Consider the following 14,427-nt stretch of genomic DNA (forward strand, 5'->3'; position numbering starts at 1 on the left):
GACACCGCGAGCGGGACGCCCTGACCGTCGACAAGGACGTGGTGCTTGCTGCCCGGCCGTGCGCGGTCGACCGGGCTGGGCCCGCTTTTGGGCCCCGCCGGGCCGCCCGCACGTGGGAGGAGTCGATCACCGCCCGCGACCAGTCGAGCTTCTTCGCCGACCGCAGCTTCCTCAGCAGCACCAGGTGCAGCTTCTCCCACACGCCGGCCTCGTTCCATGAGGCCAGGCGCCGCCAGCAGGTCATGCCGGATCCAAAGCCCAACTCCTGTGGCAGGTACTCCCACTGGATCCCGGTGTGCAGCACGAACAGGATCCCGCACAACGCCTGCCGGTCCGGCACTCGCGGCCGGCCCGCCACCAGCTTCGGGCCCGGCTCCGGCAGCAACGGCTCGATGAGCGACCACAGGTCGTCCGACACGATCCACGGCCGCGACTCACGCTTACCCACGTCCCGACCAACGAGGAGACAAGCCGACGGTCACTTGATCAACAACTTCTGTTAGGACCTCTAAGAGCTTGTCTCACGTGGCTTGAGGCGGGTGCGGCATGATGCCGTGTCATGGGTGGTGGTTTGTCACAGCGGTTGGTTCCTGACGAACTCTGGTCGCTTGTGTCACCGTTGCTGCCTTCGTTCGCTTCCCGTCCGCAGGGTGGAGGCACGGCCCCGGTTGATGAGCGAGCGGTGTTCACGGCTGTGGTGTACGTGCTGACCAGTGGCTGTGCCTGGCGGCACCTGCCGGAGACGTTCGGTGTCTCGCCGGCGACCGCGCACCGCCGGTTCTCCGCATGGACCAGGGACGGGTTGTGGCGGCGGCTGCACCGTGCCGTCCTGGATGAACTCGGAGCCCGCGGCGATGTGGACTGGGCCTCAGTGATCGTGGACGCCGCCTCCCTCCGTGCGAAAAAGGGGGATCGCTGACCGGGCGCAATCCGGTCGCCCGGGGCAAGAAGGGCAGCAAGCTGCACATCCTGTCCGACGCACAGGGCTTACCGCTCGCGCTCGGCCTCTCCGGCGCGAACGTCCACGACAGCCAGGCGCTGCTGCCGCCGGTCCTGGGCATACCCGCCATCCGTTCCCGGCGCGGCCCCCGCAGATGCCGCCCGGGCAGGCTCCGCGCCGACAAGGCCTACCACTCCGCCGAAAGGCTGAAGTGGCTGCGCGCACGAGGCATCGTCCCGCGCATCGACCGACCCGGCATCGAGTCCGGCGAGCGCCTCGGCCGGCACCGCTGGAAGATCGAGCGGTCCATCTCGTGGCTGTTCGGCTACCGCCGCCTGACCGTCCGGTACGAGCGAAAAGGCAGTCACTTCCTGACCTTCCTCGGACTCGCGGCAGCCCTGACCTGCTACAAGAAGCTCACCAAACCCACCACGTGAGACAAGCTCTTAGAACTGGTCCGTGCGGTCACATTGACCTGATTGTTCTCCGGTCAACGCAGCAATGAGATGGCCCGGTTGAGGGTGGGCTGCATCCGCTGGCAGCACGACGGAGGCCCCGTCACCGGTGACTCACAGCAGGTCCTGGCCCGCGACGCGATCTGCCTCCTCGACGTCCCGCCCCACAAAACCGGCACCGCCTTCAGCAAGCCGGTCGACCCGATCCTCGGCCAGGCCAATGTGCTGGTCACAGCCACTCGTTGATGGCCGCGAGGAGGGCGGTTGCTTCGTAGCGGACGGCGAGCTTCTCGTAGCGGGCGGCCACCGTCCCATGTCTTTTGAGGCGATTGATGCCGCACTCCACCGCGTGCCGCTCCTGATAGTCGATTTTGCGGCGTGTGCAGACGGCCGTGATCGGTGACGCAGTGTCCGAGTCCCCGGTGGTCTTGCCGCTGGAAGCGATAGAGCTCGATGAGTTCCGGCGCCTGCACGCCGGTGACGGGCTGACGGTGGACGTGGAGGCCGCCCGCAAGGCGGGCTCCACGTCCTGGCAGCCCTGGGGTCAGTGCCGGACCGTCCAGGACTGGTGGTCCTGGACGGTCGCGGCGATCGCCGGGTCGCGCACGGCGTCGGTGCGGTCGGTGACGACGATGGTGAGGCGGTGGTTGCGGCCGTCCCGCGAGTCCAGGTGGAACGCGGCGACGGGCACGGCGGTCCGGCCTGCCTGAGCGGTCAGCGGCTTGCCGTCGAGGTACCACTGGATGTCGAGCTGCCGCTCGCCCGCCAGCCGCGGCACCTCGACGCGCGCGGTGTCGCGCTGGCGCAGCGTGCGGTCGGTGGGGGTGAGGGGAGTCGCGACGGAGGCGTGGCGGTAGAAGCCGGCGATCATCGCTTCGCGGCCGGGGAGGTTGAAGGGCTTGCCGAGCACTCGCATGATCGAGGCGTCGGTGGGCCGGTTGAGGCCCGCCACGTAGTAGCCGCCGCCCTGGTACGCGCCGACCGTGCCGCCGTCGGGAGAGGTCTCGCCGAGCCAGCGGTACCACTTGGTCCGCTGGGCGCCCATGGCGTCCGCGCTCAGGGCGGAGATGTTGGACTCCGCGGGCTCCGCGCCGGTGTACTGCTCGTATCCGGGGTAGTCGGCGTAGAAGTACTCGTCGGCGAGCTTGCCGAGGGAATGGCCGGTCTCGTGGATGGCGACCTGGCCGGACCTGTCGTTGCGGGCGGAGGCGGTGGAGATGCCCTCGTAACCGAGCGTCTCGCTGGGCGTGTTGTAGCCTGCGCCGCCGTACTTGGTGCTGTTGGAGAGGACGATGACGAGGTCGGCCTCGGGGGCCTTGGCGACGTAGGAGTCGACCTTCTGCTCGTCGACGCAGAGCAGCCGCTCGATGCCGTCGCACCAGAAGTACGAGCCGAGTGCGGTGTCCTTGGCGACGTCCTGGCCCGGGTCGCCGGAGACTCCGGAGTCGTTGGAGACGGCGTCGACGGTCCAGACGTTGAAGAGGTTCTGATAGGTGGTGTACGGCTCGACGGCCGTCACCTCGGCCCACTTCTCCTTGGCGTCGATGTGGAACTGGTCCAGTTCGGCGGCGGTGTAGCCGTCGCCGATGACGACCACGTCCAGGCGGTCGGCGGTGGGGCCGTTATCGATGGCCTTGGCGACACCGCCGTCGGCCCGGGTCTCGGCCGCGGAGAGCGGAGCGGCGGTATGGGCCTTGCGGGCGGACGGCACCCAGGTGTAGCCGGAGCCGGCATCGTGGTGCCCGTGCTCACCGCTTTCGGCGTGTTCGTGGCCGGGTATCTCGACCTTGACCCGCCCGGTCGTCTCCGGGCCTGCGCCCGCGGTAGCGGAGCCGGGGGCGATGGCGAGGGCGGTCATGACGGCGGCGGCCACCGTGGCCGCCGCCATTGATCTGCGTATGGACGGGCGCAACAATCTCTCCCCAGAACAAGCACCTTAAGTGCACATGTCAACATGCTTAACAGGGTGCTTAACTTAGGGCTCCCTGCCAGTGCCGCACAATGCCCTTGCGGATGTGAAACCGCAGGAAAAGGAACGCACCATGGACGAACCGGCTGTCATCGGACAGCGCGTACAGCGCCTGCGTGCCGAACGTTGCCTGACGCAGCGGCAACTGGCCGAGCCCGCGTACACGGCCGCGTACATCTCCGCACTGGAGGCCGGCAGGGTCCGCCTCTCCGAGACCGTTCTGCGCTTCCTGGCCGAGCGGCTCGGCACCACCTACGAGGAACTGACCACCGGCCGCTCCGCCCAGCTCGCCACCGAGCTGCGCCTCGCCCTCACCGACGCCCGCCGCCTGCTCGCCACCGGCACCCTCGGCGGGGCGGCCGCCTGTCAGCGTCAGGCACTTGGAGGCTAGAGCTCCTGCCCTTGACCGCGCGCGCCGTGCGACGTATCGCTTGAGGCAGCGGATGATCTCGCGGCGTGTCTTGCCCTCGGTCAAGACGTCGCCGCATGTAGTCCTGGGTGCGGACATCCCAGCGCAGGCGGCTGAGGACGATCCGGTAGAGAGCGGCGTTGGCCTGGCGGTCGCCGCCTCGGTTCAGTCTGCGGCGCTGGGTCACCCAGCACGATGATGACCGACGAGGAGTGCGGGGTCTTACGTGCCTCAGCAGCCCTGTGGGCCGGAACGTCTGTCCCTGTTCGACGACGGAGTGGGTCTGGCCCGTCGGCTGTCTCGGCACTGTCCGGCAGCGTGGCCGGGTCGGTGGTGGCCACGACCAGCCGGCAGGGTGAGTCGGGTCCGTAGCCGGCCAGGCGGGCATCGGCGGCCCACCAGGTCTCGGTGTGTCGGTCGCGGAAGTGACGTTCCACGGGTGTCCAGTCGCCGGGACGTTTGGCATCGCGCCAGGTCAGGGCGTGGGCGGCTTCGATGGGGGTGTGCGGCTGGTCGGCCGGGGCCCAGGTGCCGGGGTGCGGCTTGAGCGCGACCACGTAGGCCAGGTCGGCCTCGCGCAGTGCGAGGTACCAGTCGTCGCTGACGGAGTAGGCGCAGCCGGCGACCACCGCCCGGCAGCCGAAGCCCGCCTCCTTCCCGCGGGCCGCGAGGGCAGCAGCCGCAGCAGCCAGCTGCGGTTTCGTACGGAAGGCTGGATCGGAGCGGCCGCGGGCGAAGTGATGGGCAGGGGTGTAGGGAGTCGCGTGCAGCGGGTAGTACACGCGGCCGTCGGTCCACACCGTGGTCACCGTGACGATGCCATCGTCGGTCTTGCCCAACCGGCCCAGCCACTGCCGGTCCACGTGCGCGGTCGCAGTTCCGTCCTTGCGGTCCCCGGAATCGTCGATCACGATCACCCCGCCGTCGTGTGGAGCCGTCGCCGCCCCCTCACGCGGCAGCTCAAGCCGCCGGTCGTTGACCAGCTCGACCTCCCAGGGAGACTCGGACAGGAAGAACTGCAGCCGCTGCACCCCCGGCATCCCCGCACCCGCCACCGGCTCCGCCCCTGCCAGGCAGGTGATCGTCTTGTTCCGCTCCCGCGGCGCCAGCAGACCGGTCAGGTACTCGCGAAAGCCCCGTCGTTGGGCCAGGCTGAAGAAGAGGTCGTCGAACCGGGCCGCGTAATCCTCCAACGGCCCCGGCGCAGGCAGACACGGACGTCGAGCGGTCATCTTTAGCTTGCAGCAAGGCAGTTGACTTGTACCACCCGCCTACGACCAACCCGACCTGCCGTCAACCCATACCACCACCGGATTTAACGAACTACCGGTAGGCAACGGTGGGCTGCCGCCACAGCGTCGTGTGCATGCGGGGTCTTCGGTCACTGCGAGCACGACAGGGCCGGCCTCTGTGTCCGGGGGCGAGGGCGGATCGGATGTGATGCCGGCGGGCGAGCGTGCGCTGCTTGCTCTCGGCCTGCGACTTCACCGGCCAGGTCGCCTTCGTCACCGGCGCCACCTCCGGCGTGAGCCTGGCCGCCACCCGCTCCTTCGCCACCTCCGGCGCCGCCGTTGCCCTTGCCGACTTCGACGAGGCCGCGAATGGCTGACCGCCAAAGGCGGCACACGCCTCGGCCTGGACCACTACCTGATGACACTCGTACGCGAGCCCGGAGAAGTTCGCGGCCGGTCCGTGACAACACAGTGGCCCAGGACGTCCTGGTCAACCACAGCTCGCACTTCGCCCCGGGATGCAGCCGGCCCTGGACACGGGCGCGGCCGCGCTGACGATCGCGGCGCCGCAGGGGCTGGGAACCGCCGCGGGGACGGGGGCGGGGACGTCCGGCGAGGGCGGCTGATGCGGTACGGCGGCACTGATGCCGGGGCCCGGAGCGGCCAGAACAACGCGATGGCCACGAACCGGTGTACAGAAGTGATACACAGAACGAACGCGAGGCGAGGAACACCTTCCATGAGAGCCATGGGGCAGTCGATACTGTGGGGGAGCAAGGCCCCGCCGGATGCCCCGACTTGCCATGCACCCGGTGTCAGCACGAGCACGGAAAGGACACCGGTGGGTAGTAACACTGCTTTCGACAGCCGTACGAGGCAGCCGGCCGTTCCACAGCCCCGACCTCTCATACGCGGCGCGACGAATCTGGCGGGGGCGCCGGGCCGTCACAGCATCGGACCGATGATGGGGTCCATTCAGGCGCTCGCCGGCAACAAGGCCGCGTCCGCCGTCATCCAGCGTCTCGCGGGGAACGACGATACGGCGAAGCCCGCCGACGAGCAGGCCGAGCCGGAAGCGAAGAGGAAGTCCCGTACCGGGCTGAACATCCGGGAGCGGATCGCCAGCGCGCTGGAGCGGGCCAACAAGCACCTTGACGTCCTCGACACCTTTGTCCTGCGCGGCATGGTCCCGGCCAACGCGGAGATGAACTGGAAGTCGTCCCAGAACGCCGACACGCACTTTTCGGAGCAGGCCGGCGCGTCCACCGCCGCGGCCGGTGCCGAGATGGGGCTCACCGACGGGGTCACAGCGGTCAACAACGTCATCGACGCCACCAAGGCGTATAAGGAGTCCAAGGAGAACCCGACGGGTCCCTCCTCCCACGCCCCGCGCAAGAAGTACCCCTCCAAGATGCTCGACGCGATCCAGAACACGGCGACCGACGCCTCCGACTTCATCGGCGTCGCCAAGAACGCCTTGCACGCGGAGGGCCTCGTGACGGCGGCGAGTGTCGCCGAGGCCGGGAGCGGGATGGTCGGCGCCGTCGCGGGCGTCAAGAGCGTCCGTGCGGCGCGCCGGTTCGGGCTGACGACGCGCAAGTACCAGAACGTCAAGAAGATCGACGTGCCCGCGCCGCCGGTGCAGGAGCCCGAAATCAACCGGCTCCACACGGCGGAGGTGGACAGCCACTGGGCGCTCGCGCGGGCGTATGTCGCGCTGGAGCGTGCCCATGACGGCGACGACGAGGGCCTCGCGGACCGGCTGGGCGCCGCCCTGGACCAGACCAGTGCGGCCTTCACGAGCATCGAGAAGGCCGCCGACGACGTCAAGAAGGCACAGGACACCATCGCCCTCAACACCGCCCGGGACTACGCGCTGGCGAAGCAGCGCAACAAGCTCTGGAAGCAGGGGGTCGGCGCGGTCGGGGACGGCGTGAGGTCGGCCGGCGGCGCGGTGGCGATCGCAGCGGCTGCCACGGGGACGCTGGCGAGCAACCCGGTCGGCTGGGCGCTGGCCGCGACAGCGGCGGGGCTCCTGCTCTCGGTCACCGCGTACAAGGCCGGGCGCGCCGGCAAGAAGCGTTACGACGGTGCCCGCCACCCCGAGCGCTGGGCTCCGCCCACGGAGGAGGGCGAGCAGACGACAGCCGAGCCCGCCTCCCGCCAGGACGCCCTCAAGGAAGCGCTGAAGTTCTGGAAGAAGGCCGAACACAGCAAGCGTGACGCCATGGCGCGCACCCTCTACGGCCTCGCCGCGGGCCCCGAGGTCCCGGCCGGCAAGGGCACCTCGCCCGAACTGCGCGCCTCGGCCCGGGAACTGCTCGTCGCGCTGAAGTCGGGCCCCGGGAACCTGCACATGACGGAGGAGGCGTGGACAGCGTCCCTGAACGACCCCGCCGACGCCGAGAAGTGGCACAAGGAGATCGCCAACCAGCTGGCTTCGAACTGAGGTTGACCGGATGCCCAGCTGTCCGGGTCTCCGGTCGCCCGGTTGCCCCGCTGACGGTCTCCGGTGAGAGGCACCGCCCGGCGGCGCCTCTCACCGACCCCGGGGCGCGGACCGAGGCGTTGAAGGGGAATCCGTCGGCGGTCTTGGGCCAGAGCCAAGGGCGGCCGTTCCAGTCGATCATCTCGGCGCGCATGGTGCGTTCGAGGCCCGGACCGGGCCGGGCCTGTGTGAACAACTTCGTGGAGTCTCCCGCCCCGGCGTCCTGTCCTGACCAGGGTCGCCATGAGCACATCTGTAGGCTCAAGGGGGGAAGCAGCCCTGCGACTGGCCGATATAGACCACGACGACCTCCAAGCCGCTGTGCAATGGCACTGCCTGGCCCTTGAGCTGGGCGTCACGAGCTGGCGCAAGCTTGAACAACTTGTGCCCGCGCTGCCGCAGGATGCAGCCGGGGCTGCCGAGCTGAGAGAACGCGCTCGCCGCGCAGTGCGTACCGCGCAGGAAGCGCGGGCAGCACAGGAAGAACGGGTAGCACAAGAAGCACGAGCAGCACAGGAACAGGAAGCACGGGCACCGCAGGAAGAACGGGCACCGCAGAAATTTATATGGGCAACGAGCCCGGACGAATCAGCCCAGCCACTGCCCCCCTAATCGGCCCGGTGGCCATTGACTTCGGCGATGCGGCCTCTCCGCCGACGGCGCGGTGGTCCTGGTCCTCGGCGTGCTGGGCGCGGAGCCGCAGTCCGCGCGCGAGCAGGGCCGGGGGACGTCATGGACCGGCTGCAGGCCGCGACCCTCTGGGGCCGGCAGGGGTGTTCTTGAGGTCGGGACGACCGCGCTGCTCGGCCAGCCCCTCCAGCGGGCCGCGCACCCCCCTGTGTCCGGGGTCGCGCGTCCACTGCGTCCTGGGTGTCGGCCGCCGGTCAGCTGTTGCTGCCGGGCTCATGGTCGAGCAGCATCGTCTCAAGCGCCAGAGCGGCAGCGCTGGCGGCCCGTTCCCGGGAGCGGGCGACGCACACCTGCCAGTGCAGGTCCGCGTCGGCGATCAGCAGCCGGGACACGCCGGCGGGCCCGGTCGCACGAGGTGTGGCGACGACCGCGACGCCCAGGCCCTCGCGGACGTAGGCGGCGGGGTGCTCGGAGCCTCCGACCTCAAGGGCGACGTGCCGGGTGATGCCGCTGTCCTCGAAGGCTCGGTCGGCAATGGTGCGGCTGCCGTACCCGGCGGGGTGGTCGATGAAGACCTCCCCTGCCAGGTCGGCGAGCCGCACCGCCTCCTGTCCCGCCAGCGGGTGCCCGGCGGGGACAAGGACGCACATCTGCCGGCTCTCCAGCGGGGCGATCAGCAGTCCGGGCGGCGGCGGTCCACCGATCGACAGGACGGCGATGTCGAGTTCGCCTCGCCGCAGGGCCTGCGCCAGGTCGCGGGAGCCGCCGGGCCGCGTGCCGAGCCGGACGACGACCTGCGGATGGGCCCGGCGCAGCCGCCCAAGTGCCCGGGGCAGGTCGATTGAACCGACCGTGTTCATGGTGCCGATTCGCAGTAGTCCGCGCAGGCCGCCGCGCGTCCGGTCGACGGCGTCGACGGCGCGCTGCGCACCGGCCAGGGTCTCGCGGGCGGCGGGCAGGAACGCCTCCCCTGCCTCGGTCAGCCCGATCTCCCGGGAGGTCCGGTGCAGCAGCCGGGCGCCGAGTTCTCGTTCCAGCGACCGGATGCCGGCGGACACTGCGGACTGCACGACGCACAGCCGGGCGGCGGCGCGGGTGAAGCCGTGCTCCTCCACCACGGCGACGAAGTACTCGAGGTGACGCAGCTCCACGGTTGCCTCCAGGCAGCGGTCGGCATCGATGTTCCGCATCAATGTTTCCGATGGCTGCTATCAGTATCCATCGTTGGACTTGATTCAATCCAGGCGGGACGGTGGTGGGGACGCAGATCCAGATCGGAGTACGTCCATGCTGTCCACCACCACACCCGCCGCTGCGCCCCCCGCCTCCTCGCCGCCCGTGCCGAGCCGTCGCCGGGAGGCCGGTTTCTGGCTGGCGGCGGCGGTCTTCTTCATCACGATGGCCTTCTCGACCGTCCCGACGCCGCTGTACGCGCTGTACGCCGACCGGCACTCGTTCTCACCCCTGGTGATCACGTACGTCTTCGCCGTTTACGCGGTGGGGGTGATAGCCGCGCTGGTCACCGTCGGGCACCTCTCCGACCACGTGGGGCGCAAGCCGGTGCTGCTCGCGGCGGTCGCCGTCGAGATCGTCGCCGCGCTGATGTTCGCCTGGTCGACGGAGCTGCCGGTGCTGGTCGCCGGGCGGCTGGTCTCGGGACTCGGGATCGGCGCGGTGACCGCCACCGCCATGGCCTACCTGCACGAACTCCACGATCTGGCCCGCCCGTCGGCCGGGCGGGGACGGTTCGACACGGTGTCGGGCATCGCCAACCTGGGCGGCCTGGGGGCCGGTCCGCTGATCTCCGGGGCACTCGCCCAGTGGGTGCCGGGGCCGCTGCTGACGCCCTACTTGCTGTTCCTCGCACTGTTGGCCGGCTCCGGCGTACTGCTGGCGCTCGTAGCCCCGGAAACCGTCCGGGTCCCGGTCGCGCGGCGTCCGCGCTACCGGCTGCAGCGGCCCCGGGTCAGCGGCTCGGCGCTGGGCTGGTCGCAGGGTGCGGCAGCCACCGTGGCGGCGTTCGCGGTGTTCGGCCTGTTCACCTCACTCGCGCCCGGCTTTGTGGGCGGCAGCCTTGGGCACCCCTCCAGGCTGCTGGCCGGCACTGTGGCCTTCCTGATCTTCGGCGTGGCGCCGTTCGCGCAGATCGCCTCGGCGCGGTTGTCGGCGACCGTCCAGTTGCTGCTGGGCACGGCCGGTGAACTGCTCGGTCTGGTGCTGCTGGCGGCCGCGATGGTGACCAGGGGCCTGGGTCTGTTCCTGGCCTCGGCGCTCGTCCTGGGGGCCGGCGCGGGCGTGCTGTTCAAGACCGCGGTCGGCCGCACGCTGCGGGTGTCGCGTCCTGAGCAGCGGGGCGAGGCCATGGCCGCGCTGTTCCTGGTCGCGTACACCGGTCTGATCGGCCCGGCCGTGGGCGTCGGCCTTGCGACCCGGTATGTGTCGCCAACCACCGCGATGCTCTGGTTCGCCGCCGCCGTCGGCGTCGTCCTGGTGGCGATCGCCCTTCTCGCGCCTGCCGCCCGGCGCGCCGACGCCCGTACGTGACGGAACATCAGGGGCTCAGCGGACCGGCAGCAGAGCGCTACCGGTCCGCTTCCGGACGGTCGGCGGTTGCCATGGTCCGCGATGCGAGGAGGCGCAGGTGGTCATGACTGGTCGTGCCGGGCTCGGCGGTCAGCGTGATGAGCTGCTGGTCGGGGTCGTCGGCTGAGGTGAGGAAGGACGAGTCGAGGGTGAGCGGACCCCGCCGCGCCGGAAGTCGAGATCCTGGAGCGACAACTCGCCCACCAGCTCGCTGAGTCGTGGGTCTTTGCGGTCGCGGACGGCCTCCATGCGCAGCTGCGCCAGGGTCATCCGCGCTGCCCGCTCCCAGTCCTGGTACAGCGCTCTGATGACCGGCTCGCAGGAGACCATTCGTACGAAGTTGCGGTTCTTCTCCAGGATCCGCGCGAAGTCGGTGAACAGGGCGGCCGCCATGGCATTCTGGGCGAGGATGTCCGTGCGCCGGCCAAGGATGACGGCCAGTGTGGTGGGGAAGTCGTCCAGTAGCCGCCACAATTGCGGCTGGACCTTCTGTGTGGTGCGCCGACGCGGCCGGGTAGCCTCCCGGCCGGACAATTCGAACATGTAGGCGCGCTCGCCATCGTCGAGCCGCAGGACGCGCGCGAGGGTGTCCGGTACGGGTTCGGACGCCTGGCGGCGGCCCTGCTCCAGGCGCGTGCAGTAGTCGGGGCTGATCGACGCCCGCAACGCCACCTCCTCGCGGCGCAGACCCCTGACCCTGCGCCTGCCGGCCGCGTCAGGCAGCCCCACTTCGGCCGGGCTCAATTCTGTGCGCCGCGCCTTCAGGAAGGCGCCCAGTTCGCTGTCGCGGGTGTTGCTGCTGTTCATAGGCACAAGTGGTACAGCCCACTGGCCCTGTGACAGTGGGCCTGCCGTGTCCCAGGACAGCGGTGTCCAGGGACAGAAGGAGCCCCTTACCCACCCACGTGCCGCGTGCGAGTGTCGGTGACGCGGCCGCCGGGACGGCTGCCCGGCGGCGAAGACCTGCAGTGGGCCGGCTCAGGGGCTCTCTGCCGTCCGCGATCGCATCCACGAGCACGTCGACGGCGGGCTGCCGGCCGTTGACATCTCCCATCCGGGAGGCGGTGTGAAGGAGCAAAGCCCGAGTGTCTACGCCGAGCGTCTGGCGCGGGAGGGATTCGCCGCGCTCGTCTTCGATGCCGCCTACCAGGGCGAGAGCGAGGGGAGCCGCGTGGGACGGAGAACCCGTTCCAGCGGGCCGATGACATCAAATCCGCCGTGACCTGTCTGACCACCCGTGACGACGTCGACCCGGAGCGCATCGGAGCCTTGGGTATCTGTGCGTCCGGCGGGTACGTCCCCTTCGCCGCCCAGACCGACCACCGCATCAAGGCCGTCGCCACGGTCAGTGCCGTGGACCTCGGGTCGGCCTTCCGTAAGGGATGACCGTCGGTTCGCAGGCGGAGAGCGCCTGCTTCGGCCGGGAAGCGATCGAGCAGGCGGCGGAGCCCAAGAAGCTGTTCGTCATCGGCGGTGCCACCCATATCGACCTGTACGACAAGGACGAACAGTCACGCCTGCCGTCGCCGGACTCGCCGGGTTCTTCGGCGAGCACCTGGCCGGGTGACCCGTCACCGCGGGCCACACCAGCAGAGGCTGCAACTTCGCTACGCGCCGCAGGTACTGCGGCGGCGGGAAAGGTCTCCGGCGTTCCTGCGTGGTGCCGAGGGCGGGCGGCGCGGCAGGCGTTCGGCTCACGCGCCACGATGTCACCGCCGACCAGCGCAGTCACGACGTCTACCCATGCGGCACGAACCAGTGCGCGGACGACGCAGTCACCGACTTTCCCGACCGCGGGCGAAAGGCCCTCACACGACCGTGCCTACGCGCCATAGACCCGCTGACCACTCCCCCTTTCCCTCACCGGTGGCACACCATGCGCGCGGCCCGGCACCGTCAGGGTCCTGCACCCGGCCGCCGACGGCCGGGTGCAGGAGCAGGCCGACCGGACGAACCTCCGAGACGGCGGTATCCGTCTGGCCGGTCGGCGGCCTCGGTCCGGGCACCGCCAACCAGCTTCACCCGGCCGTGACGCGGCTGCTGGGGAGTCAGGGCCCGAAGAGATCAGTCCAGGATCGCGGTCGCCTCGACCTCGACGAGCACGTCCGGCTCGAAGAGGTACGCGACGCCGATGAGTGAGGCCGGAGGCAGGGGAGTTCGGAGGCCGATCTCCTCGGCCACGGCCTCTACACCAGCCATGAAGTCGCTGATCTTCTCCGGGGCCCACCGGGTCACGTAGAACGTCAGACGCAGCACGTCCGCGAACGTCGCGCCGGCGCCCGCCAGACCAACGGCGGTGTTGCGCAGTGCCTGGGCGACCTGTCCGGCCAGATCACCGGGCGCGACCGGAGTCCCGTCAGCCTGGCGCGCGACCTGGCCGCTGACGTGGACATGCTTCGCCCCGGCGCCCACGGCAACGTGGTGGTACGGGACCGGCTGAAGCATGCCTTCCGGGGTGAAGTGCTGAACGGTCATGGGGTTTCGCTCCTTCAGGCTAGGTATCTTGAAGCTACCTAGTAGAAGAAGGACACTTCAACGAGACCAGGTTTCGCCATGGATACCGCCGACGGACTCCGCATCGACACTCCGCACCGCGAACTGCTCGACCAGATACTCGACAAGTGGTCGCTCAGCGTTCTCAACGAGCTCTGCGAGCACCCGTACCGCTTCAACGAACTGCGCCGGGCCATCCCCCAGGTCACACAGAAGTCGCTGACCGCGACTCTCCGGCGTCTCGAACGCAACGGCGTGATCGAGCGCGAGGTCGTCTCTACCCGACCCGTGGCGGTCAGGTACCGGATCACAGCGCTCGGCAAGAGCCTTCGGCATCCCATCGACGTACTGCTGGACTGGGCCTCGCAGAACATGCCCGCCATCGCACGCGCACGCGAAGACTTCGACGAACGCGAGGAAGACACCGGCCTCTGAGACGTTGCCTACCCAGGCGTCGGGCCGGGACGAGAAGAGGACACGGCGAGGCGCTTCCAGGCCATACAGCACCAGCCCACGGGTGTGGAGAGCCCGCCCGGCCGGCAGCCCGAAGAAGCGAACTGACGGCGGCAAACGCGCCTGCTGGGGCCCTATGCTTTCGGGACACGACCGCTCGAGTGTGCTGAGGGGCCGCCCGCGGATCCTGCTCGGCCGACGCTCATGCCCAGCAGCGGCGAGGCGCTGGCCGTACTGCTCAGCCTGGTCGCCGGACCGCTGAAGGGGGGACGCCGACGCAACGGTTCGACAGACCCCAGCCTCAGGCCAGGATCTCCGGACGGACCCGCTGCTGCTCACGCTCTACGACCTCAAGGCACAGAAGGGGCCGCCGGCTCCCGGATCCGCCAACTCCCGTTCCTTGGGCGCGAGTTCCGCGCGGGAACCGCCCCTACCGCCTGGAGGAACTCGCCCGCCGCGCCGGGCACAGCACGTCCTGCGTGCGCACCGCCTATGGCGAGATGAGGAATTCCGCGCACCGGTAGGGGCCCAGCGGGGGGTTGCCGGCCGGCCGCAGGGTGACCTCCACGTCGTCGGCCCTGACCTGCGGGACGAGCACGGACTGGGCGCGTGCCAGCGTGCACACCAGTTGCCCGGTGCCCTGGTCGTGCCCGGTCCCCGCACAGGGGCCGTCGAGGAGCGGCGGTTTCTAGCGGTCGTTGCAACACGCGGTTGTGTTGATCAGGCCGTGAGCAGTTTATGCAGGCGCTCGGCTGGGGTTTCCCAGCCGAGCGTT

The 14,427-nt window shown here is 69.9% G+C and carries 9 protein-coding genes and 7 pseudogenes; 8 read left to right on the forward strand and 8 right to left on the reverse strand.

Annotation, left to right across the window (positions count from 1 at the left end; genetic code table 11):
- Positions 1 to 421 (reverse strand): annotated as a pseudogene (locus ACFC02_RS37700) (IS5 family transposase); the annotation flags it as partial.
- Positions 422 to 559: 138 nt separating this feature from the next.
- Between ACFC02_RS37700 and ACFC02_RS37705 the strand changes: the two are divergent.
- A protein-coding gene (locus tag ACFC02_RS37705) for an IS5 family transposase (protein WP_376366810.1) occupies positions 560 to 1,377 on the forward strand; the annotation gives its coding sequence in 2 pieces (ribosomal slippage) (positions 560 to 917 and positions 917 to 1,377; 819 coding nt in all).
- Between the two features lie 69 nt (positions 1,378 to 1,446).
- Positions 1,447 to 1,641: a hypothetical protein gene (locus ACFC02_RS37710; protein WP_376366811.1), complete on the forward strand. Its 195-nt coding sequence runs from the start codon at positions 1,447 to 1,449 to the stop codon at positions 1,639 to 1,641.
- 298 nt (positions 1,642 to 1,939) lie between these two features.
- Here ACFC02_RS37710 and ACFC02_RS37715 read toward each other — a convergent pair whose 3' ends face one another.
- Entirely contained in the window at positions 1,940 to 3,283 is a 1,344-nt protein-coding gene (locus ACFC02_RS37715; protein WP_376366812.1) for a M64 family metallopeptidase, read from the reverse strand.
- Between the two features lie 154 nt (positions 3,284 to 3,437).
- On the opposite strand from ACFC02_RS37715, the pseudogene ACFC02_RS37720 reads away from it, so the two are divergent.
- A pseudogene (locus tag ACFC02_RS37720) lies at positions 3,438 to 3,746 on the forward strand (helix-turn-helix domain-containing protein); the annotation flags it as partial.
- A 33-nt stretch (positions 3,747 to 3,779) separates the two neighbouring features.
- On the opposite strand, the pseudogene ACFC02_RS37725 reads toward ACFC02_RS37720, so the two are convergent.
- Together ACFC02_RS37725 and ACFC02_RS37730 are read right to left on the reverse strand one after the other, a co-directional pair.
- A pseudogene (locus ACFC02_RS37725) lies at positions 3,780 to 3,957 on the reverse strand (IS110 family transposase); the annotation flags it as partial.
- Between the two features lie 286 nt (positions 3,958 to 4,243).
- A pseudogene (locus tag ACFC02_RS37730) lies at positions 4,244 to 5,005 on the reverse strand (transposase); the annotation flags it as partial.
- 233 nt (positions 5,006 to 5,238) lie between these two features.
- Between ACFC02_RS37730 and ACFC02_RS37735 the strand changes: the two are divergent.
- Both ACFC02_RS37735 and ACFC02_RS37740 read left to right on the forward strand, forming a co-directional pair.
- Positions 5,239 to 5,373: pseudogene (locus ACFC02_RS37735) on the forward strand (oxidoreductase); the annotation flags it as partial.
- A 593-nt stretch (positions 5,374 to 5,966) separates the two neighbouring features.
- Positions 5,967 to 7,454: a hypothetical protein gene (locus ACFC02_RS37740; RefSeq protein ID WP_376366813.1), complete on the forward strand. Its 1,488-nt coding sequence runs from the start codon at positions 5,967 to 5,969 to the stop codon at positions 7,452 to 7,454.
- A 923-nt stretch (positions 7,455 to 8,377) separates the two neighbouring features.
- On the opposite strand, the gene ACFC02_RS37745 is transcribed toward ACFC02_RS37740, so the two are convergent.
- Complete coding sequence (locus tag ACFC02_RS37745; protein ID WP_376366814.1) at positions 8,378 to 9,313, reverse strand: LysR family transcriptional regulator; 936 nt, start codon at positions 9,311 to 9,313, stop codon at positions 8,378 to 8,380.
- Between the two features lie 97 nt (positions 9,314 to 9,410).
- Between ACFC02_RS37745 and ACFC02_RS37750 the strand changes: the two genes are divergently transcribed.
- Complete coding sequence (locus tag ACFC02_RS37750) at positions 9,411 to 10,667, forward strand: MFS transporter (protein ID WP_376366815.1); 1,257 nt, start codon at positions 9,411 to 9,413, stop codon at positions 10,665 to 10,667.
- A gap of 37 nt (positions 10,668 to 10,704) precedes the next feature.
- Here ACFC02_RS37750 and ACFC02_RS37755 read toward each other — a convergent pair.
- Positions 10,705 to 11,513, reverse strand: a pseudogene (locus ACFC02_RS37755) (helix-turn-helix domain-containing protein).
- A 199-nt stretch (positions 11,514 to 11,712) separates the two neighbouring features.
- Between ACFC02_RS37755 and ACFC02_RS37760 the strand changes: the two are divergent.
- Positions 11,713 to 12,273, forward strand: a pseudogene (locus ACFC02_RS37760) (alpha/beta hydrolase).
- Positions 12,274 to 12,770: 497 nt separating this feature from the next.
- On the opposite strand, the gene ACFC02_RS37765 reads toward ACFC02_RS37760, so the two are convergent.
- A complete protein-coding gene (locus ACFC02_RS37765; protein WP_376366816.1) occupies positions 12,771 to 13,181 on the reverse strand; it encodes a RidA family protein in 411 nt (136 codons plus the stop codon).
- Between the two features lie 78 nt (positions 13,182 to 13,259).
- Between ACFC02_RS37765 and ACFC02_RS37770 the strand changes: the two genes are divergently transcribed.
- Positions 13,260 to 13,634, forward strand: a complete 375-nt coding sequence (locus ACFC02_RS37770) for a winged helix-turn-helix transcriptional regulator (RefSeq protein ID WP_376366817.1) — start codon at positions 13,260 to 13,262, stop codon at positions 13,632 to 13,634.
- A 508-nt stretch (positions 13,635 to 14,142) separates the two neighbouring features.
- On the opposite strand, the gene ACFC02_RS37775 is transcribed toward ACFC02_RS37770, so the two are convergent.
- A complete protein-coding gene (locus tag ACFC02_RS37775; RefSeq protein WP_376366818.1) occupies positions 14,143 to 14,277 on the reverse strand; it encodes a hypothetical protein in 135 nt (44 codons plus the stop codon).
- Positions 14,278 to 14,427 lie beyond the last annotated feature (150 nt).

Origin of the sequence: Streptomyces sp. NPDC056160 (assembly GCF_042268205.1) — a bacterium.
GTDB lineage: Bacteria > Actinomycetota > Actinomycetes > Streptomycetales > Streptomycetaceae > Streptomyces.